We start from the raw sequence: 5,436 nt of genomic DNA on the forward strand, positions 1-5,436 counted from the left end.
GCGGCAGCTCCTACATGGGGTGATATGTAGGAGCTGCCGCAGGCTGCGATCTTTTGCTTTTACCTTAGGCCGCGTCTTTTTGCGGTTCGCGAATCTTGTACCAGGCCACATACAGCGCCGGCAGGAACAGCAGCGTCAGCAACGTCGCCACCACGATCCCGCCAATCATCGCGTAAGCCATCGGCCCCCAGAATACTTCCCGGGCGATCGGGATCATGCCCATGCTCGCCGCCGCTGCGGTGAGCAGGATCGGCCGGCGCCGATGCTCGGTCGCCTCGACCACTGCGTCCCACGGCGCATACCCTTTCTTCTCGAACTCATCGATCTGCGTCACCAGAATCACCGAGTTACGGATGATGATGCCGATCAGCGCGAGAATCCCCAGGATCGCCACGAAACCCATCGGCGTGCCCGTCGGCACCAGCGCCAGCACCACGCCGATCAGCCCCAACGGCGCGACACTCGCCACCAGAAACATTTTCTGCACGCTGTGCAACTGGATCATCAGGAACGTCGCCATCAGGAACAGCATCAACGGCAATACCTTGGCAATCGGCCCCTGAGCCTTGCCGCTTTCCTCGACCGTACCGCCGGTGGCGACTTTGTAGCCGACCGGCAGTTTTTCGGCGAAGGCATCAATCGACGGCTTGAGGATTTTCACCAGATCGGTCGGCTGGATCTCGTCGCGCACCGAAGCCTTGATGGTGATGGTCGGCAAACGGTCGCGACGCCACACCAACGGTTGCTCCAGTTCATACCGAACCGTGGCGAACGCCAGCAGCGGAATCGACGTGCCGCTCGGCGTGACGATCTGCAGGTTTTGCAGGGTTTCCGGCGTACCGCGCTCGGAATCCACCGCACGCCCGACCACGTTGATCAGGTAGATGTCGTCATCGACCTGGGTCAACGGCGAGCCGCTGACGATGCTGTTCATCAGGTTCGCCACGTCTTCGGACGACAGCCCGAGCTGGCGCGCCTTGTCCTGGGCGATGTCGATGCGCAGGACTTTGCCCGGCTCGTTCCAGTCGTAAATGATCTCGCCAATGTGCGAGTTCTTGTCCAGTTCGGTCGCGAGGTCAATGGCGTGTTTGCGCACCTGATCGATGTCTTTGCCGCTGACCCGGTACTGGATCGGACGCCCCACCGGCGGACCCATTTCCAATGCTTGCACGTAACTGCCGATGCCGACGAAGTCCTTGTGCAGGCGTTCGCGCAGACGTTGGGTCAACGCCTCACGGGCCTCGAAATCCTTGCTGACGATCACCAGTTGCGCGTAGTACGGGTTCTGCAATTGCTGGTCGAGGGGCAGGTAGAAACGGATCGCGCCCTGGCCGATGTAAGTGCTCCAGCGCACGATGTCCGCATCGCCCTTGAGCGTCGCTTCGAGTTTGTCGACGGCTTTGCGGGTTTCGTCGATCGAGGCGTTTTGCGGCAGGTTGAGGTCGACGAGAATTTCCGGGCGGTCCGATGCCGGGAAGAACTGGTTCTGCACAAAACGCATGCAAAAAATCGACAGGGCAAACAGCAACACGGTGATGCCGATTGCCCACCAGCGGTTGCGCATCGCCCACAGCAGCCCACCATTGAACGCGCGACCGACCCGGCCCGGCTCGGCTTCATGGGGTTTCACATTGGCGCTGAGGATGTGCACGCCGATCACCGGGGCGAAGAACACGGCCACCACCCACGACACCAGCATCGCCACTGCGATCACCGCAAACAGGGTGAAGGTGTACTCCCCGGCGGAGCTGGCGTTGAGCCCGATGGGCACGAAACCGGCCACCGTCACCAGCGTACCGGTGAGCATCGGGAACGCCGTCGAGGTATAGGCGAACGTCGCGGCCTGCTCGCGGGTCTCGCCCATTTCCAGGCGCGTGACCATCATCTCCACGGTGATCATCGCGTCGTCGACCAGCAGGCCGAGGGCGATGATCAATGCGCCGAGGGAGATCCGCTGCATGGTGATGCCGCTGTATTCCATGAAAACAAACACCATCGCCAGCACCAGCGGAATCGAGCACGCCACCACCAGCCCGGCGCGCACGCCAAGGCTGATAAAGCTCACCACCAGCACGATGATCACCGCTTCGAACAGCGCGCTGGTGAAACCGCCAACGGCTTCTTCAACCACCACGGCCTGATCGGACACCGTGTGCACACCGACGCCGACCGGCAAGTCCGCGGTGAGTTGGTCGATGCGCGCATGCAAGGCCTTGCCGAACTCCTGAACGTTGCCGCCCTTCTGCATGGCAATGGCCAGACCGATGGCCGGTTTGCCGTCGAAGCGGAATTCCGGAGTCGCCGGGTCGACGTAACCACGGCTGATCTCGGCGATATCGGCCAGACGATAGAAGCGGTCATTGAGCTTGAGGTTGACCTCGGCCAGATCCTTCTCCGAAGCGAACTGGCCGGAGGTGCGCACGGAAATCCGCTCCGGGCCGGCCTCGATCACACCCGCCGGGGTCACGGCATTCTGCGATTGCAGACTGTCCACCACCTGACGCTGATCGATGCCCAGCGCAGCCAGTTTGCGCGTGGAGAAGTTCAGGTAAATCACTTCGTCCTGCTGGCCGACCATTTCGATCTTGCCCAGCCCCGGCACATTGCGGATCTCCGCCCGGGCCTGTTCCACATAGTCGCGCAGCTGGCGCATGGTCAGGCCGTCAGCCGTAAACGCATACACCGAACCGAATACATCACCAAACTCATCGTTGAATCCCGGCCCCTGAATGCCTTGGGGAAACTGCCCGCGAATGTCATCGATCTTCTTGCGCACCTGGTACCAGATTTCCGGGATGTCCTTGGCGCTGGTGGTGTCGCGCAGGTACACGTACACCGTCGATTCGCCGGGGCGCGTGTAGCTTTTCACGTAGTCGAGGGAGTCGAGTTCTTCGAGTTTTTTCTCGATGCGGTCGGTGACCTGCTTGAGGGTTTCCTCTTGCGTCGCGCCCGGCCATTTGGTCTGGATGACCATGGTTTTGATGGTGAACGACGGATCTTCTTCGCGCCCCAGATTGAAGTACGAGAACACGCCCATCAGCAACGCGACGAACATCAGATACCAGACGAATGACTGATGCTTGAGGGCCCATTCGGAGAGGTTGAAAGAGCCTTTCATTGACTGTCCTCGTCAAGTTTTACCGATTGTCCGGGTTTGAGGCTGTTGACGCCGGCGCTGACCACGCGCTCGCCGTTCTTCACGCCGCCCGCCAGTACGACGCTGCTGTCGGTACGGCTGATGACGGTGACATCGCGGGGGCTGACGGTTTTGTTTTGCGTGTCGATGACCCAGATGCGAGCTTTGCCGTCGACCTCTTGCAACGCCGTCGCGGGCAATTCGATACGCGGTTTGATCGCCGAGCTGAGGGTCACGCTGATCGCCGTGCCGAGGCGGAAACCGTCCGGCGTATCGGCCAGGGTCAGGCGCGCACGGCGGGTGCGCGTGGCGCTCTGGGCCTGGGGTTCGATCTCGCGGATGACCGCTGTGGTGTTGATGCTCGGGTCGAGTTGCGCGGCCACGGAAAACACCACATCGCTGGGGATCTGATCGACCAGGGTATCTGGCAGATCAATCACCGCTTCCTTGATGTCCGGTTGCGCCAGGGTCACCACTTGCTGACCGGCGGTAACGACCTGCCCGGCTTCGGCGTTCCACGCGGTGACCACGGCGCGGTGGTCGGAGCGTAGCTCGGTGTAGCCGAGTTGATCCTTGCTCTGATTGACCGCCGCCCGCGCCTGATCCAGCGAGGCCTGGGTGGTTTTCAGATCGGTGTTGGCGACGTCCAGTTGCGCCTGCGCGCCAACACCGCGATCGAACAGCGCTTGCTGGCGGCGCGCATTGGCTTGCGCGTTGATCAATTGCGCCTGGATTCTCGCCAGATCGCCTTGGGCCGAACGCAACTGATTCTGCTGGTCGGAAGGGTCGAGGGTGGCGAGCAGCGTGCCCTTCTCGACCTCGGTACCGACATCGACGTTACGGCTGGCGATACGGCCACCGACTCGGAATCCGGTATTGCTCTCGTAACGCGCCTGAATGCTGCCGGCAAAGCGGCCGAGGTTTTCCTCGCTGAGCGCTTCAACCTTGACTGACAGCACCGGGCGCACCGGCTCGGGCGGCGGCTCTTTCTTCGAGCACGCGGCCAACAACACAGCGACGGGTAACAGCCACAGAGACTTCATGGCTGTGCTCCCGGTTGCAGATCTTTGTAGGTGTTTTCGGCGATTTCGACTTTCATCCCCGGGTGCAGTAATTGTCCGCCAGCGACGATGACTTTCTCGCCGCCCCTGAGGCCTTCGCTGATGATGACTTTGCCGGTCAGGTAACGGCCGACCGTGACGTTGTGCAACTGCGCCTCGCCCTTGTCGTCGACCATCCACACCGCGGTATCGCTGATGTTTTTCGTCAAAGCTGACCACGGCAGCTCGACTGCCGATTTGCCCGAGCCTTTAGCCGTTGCGCTGACCACCGAACCGAGTTGCATGCCCGGCGGCAGCTTGTCGAGGGTGACTTTGACTTGCACGGTGCCCGATTGCGCCGACACCGCCGGGGTAATTTCGCGCACGGTGCCGGTGGTTTTGATCTCGGGGTTGTCGAGCAGGCTGACGGTGATCCTGTTGTCCGTGGGGCGCTCGGCGAGCAGTGATTCATAAACGTTGAACACTGCATCGCGGTCGCCATCGCGGGCCAGGCTGAAGATCGGCGCGGTGGCCTGGACCACCTGGCCGACTTCGGCCTGGCGCTCGGTGATGACGCCCGGCGCGTCGGCAATCAGCGAGGTGTAGCTGAGTTGATCCTTGGCATTGGCCAGTTGCGCCTGCGCCGCGCTCAAGGCGCTCTGGCTGCTGCGCAATGCCGCTTGGGCGGAATCGTATTCGCTTTGGCTGGTGTAGCCCTTGGGCAGGAGTTTCTGCTGACGCACGAACGCCGCAGCGCTCTGTTTCACCCGCGCCTGTTCGGCCACGACCTGGGCCTGGGCGGAATCGACGTTGGTCTGCAAGTCTTTAGGGTCGAGTTTGGCCAGCACCTGCTTGGCGGTGACGCGATCGCCGACATCGACCATGCGCTGGATGATCTTGCCGCCAACGCGGAACGACAATTCGGTCTGCACGCGCGCCTGCACGTCACCGGTCAACGTGACCGAGGCCGCGTAATCCATGGGTTTCACTTCTTGTACGAAGACCCTGGGCAAGTATTCCTCAGGGGCTTTTTTCTCGCCGCAGGCGGTCACCAAGGTGAACAGACTCAGCATGACCGCTGTTTTCAAACCGGGACTCGCCATGCAGACTCCTTCCTGTGTACGAACGTGCAAGTGACGATACGACTGTGAGCTTAGAACAGGGTTCCGCCTTCGCCTGCGCGATCACAATATTTCCCCGTAGGAGCTGCCGCAGGCTGCGATCTTTTGATGTTTTTTTAGAAAATCAAAAGATCGCAGC

General features: G+C 61.3%; 3 protein-coding genes. All 3 read right to left on the reverse strand.

The window, feature by feature from the left end:
- Positions 1 to 64: 64 nt before the first annotated feature.
- Genes EJA71_RS24985 through EJA71_RS24995 form a run of 3 tightly spaced genes read right to left on the reverse strand, consistent with a single transcriptional unit; the run spans position 65 to position 5,279 of the window.
- Positions 65 to 3,118 (reverse strand): efflux RND transporter permease subunit, encoded by a 3,054-nt coding sequence (locus tag EJA71_RS24985; RefSeq protein WP_158960321.1) that lies wholly within the window; start codon positions 3,116 to 3,118, stop codon positions 65 to 67.
- Entirely contained in the window at positions 3,115 to 4,179 is a 1,065-nt protein-coding gene (locus EJA71_RS24990; RefSeq protein ID WP_158960324.1) for an efflux RND transporter periplasmic adaptor subunit, read from the reverse strand. Before EJA71_RS24990 ends, EJA71_RS24985 begins: the two co-directional genes overlap by 4 nt.
- Positions 4,176 to 5,279: an efflux RND transporter periplasmic adaptor subunit gene (locus EJA71_RS24995; RefSeq protein ID WP_158960327.1), complete on the reverse strand. Its 1,104-nt coding sequence runs from the start codon at positions 5,277 to 5,279 to the stop codon at positions 4,176 to 4,178. Before EJA71_RS24995 ends, EJA71_RS24990 begins: the two co-directional genes overlap by 4 nt.
- Positions 5,280 to 5,436: the final 157 nt, after the last annotated feature.

The sequence above is a fragment of the Pseudomonas sp. PB106 genome, from assembly GCF_009764645.1.
Classification (GTDB): domain Bacteria; phylum Pseudomonadota; class Gammaproteobacteria; order Pseudomonadales; family Pseudomonadaceae; genus Aquipseudomonas.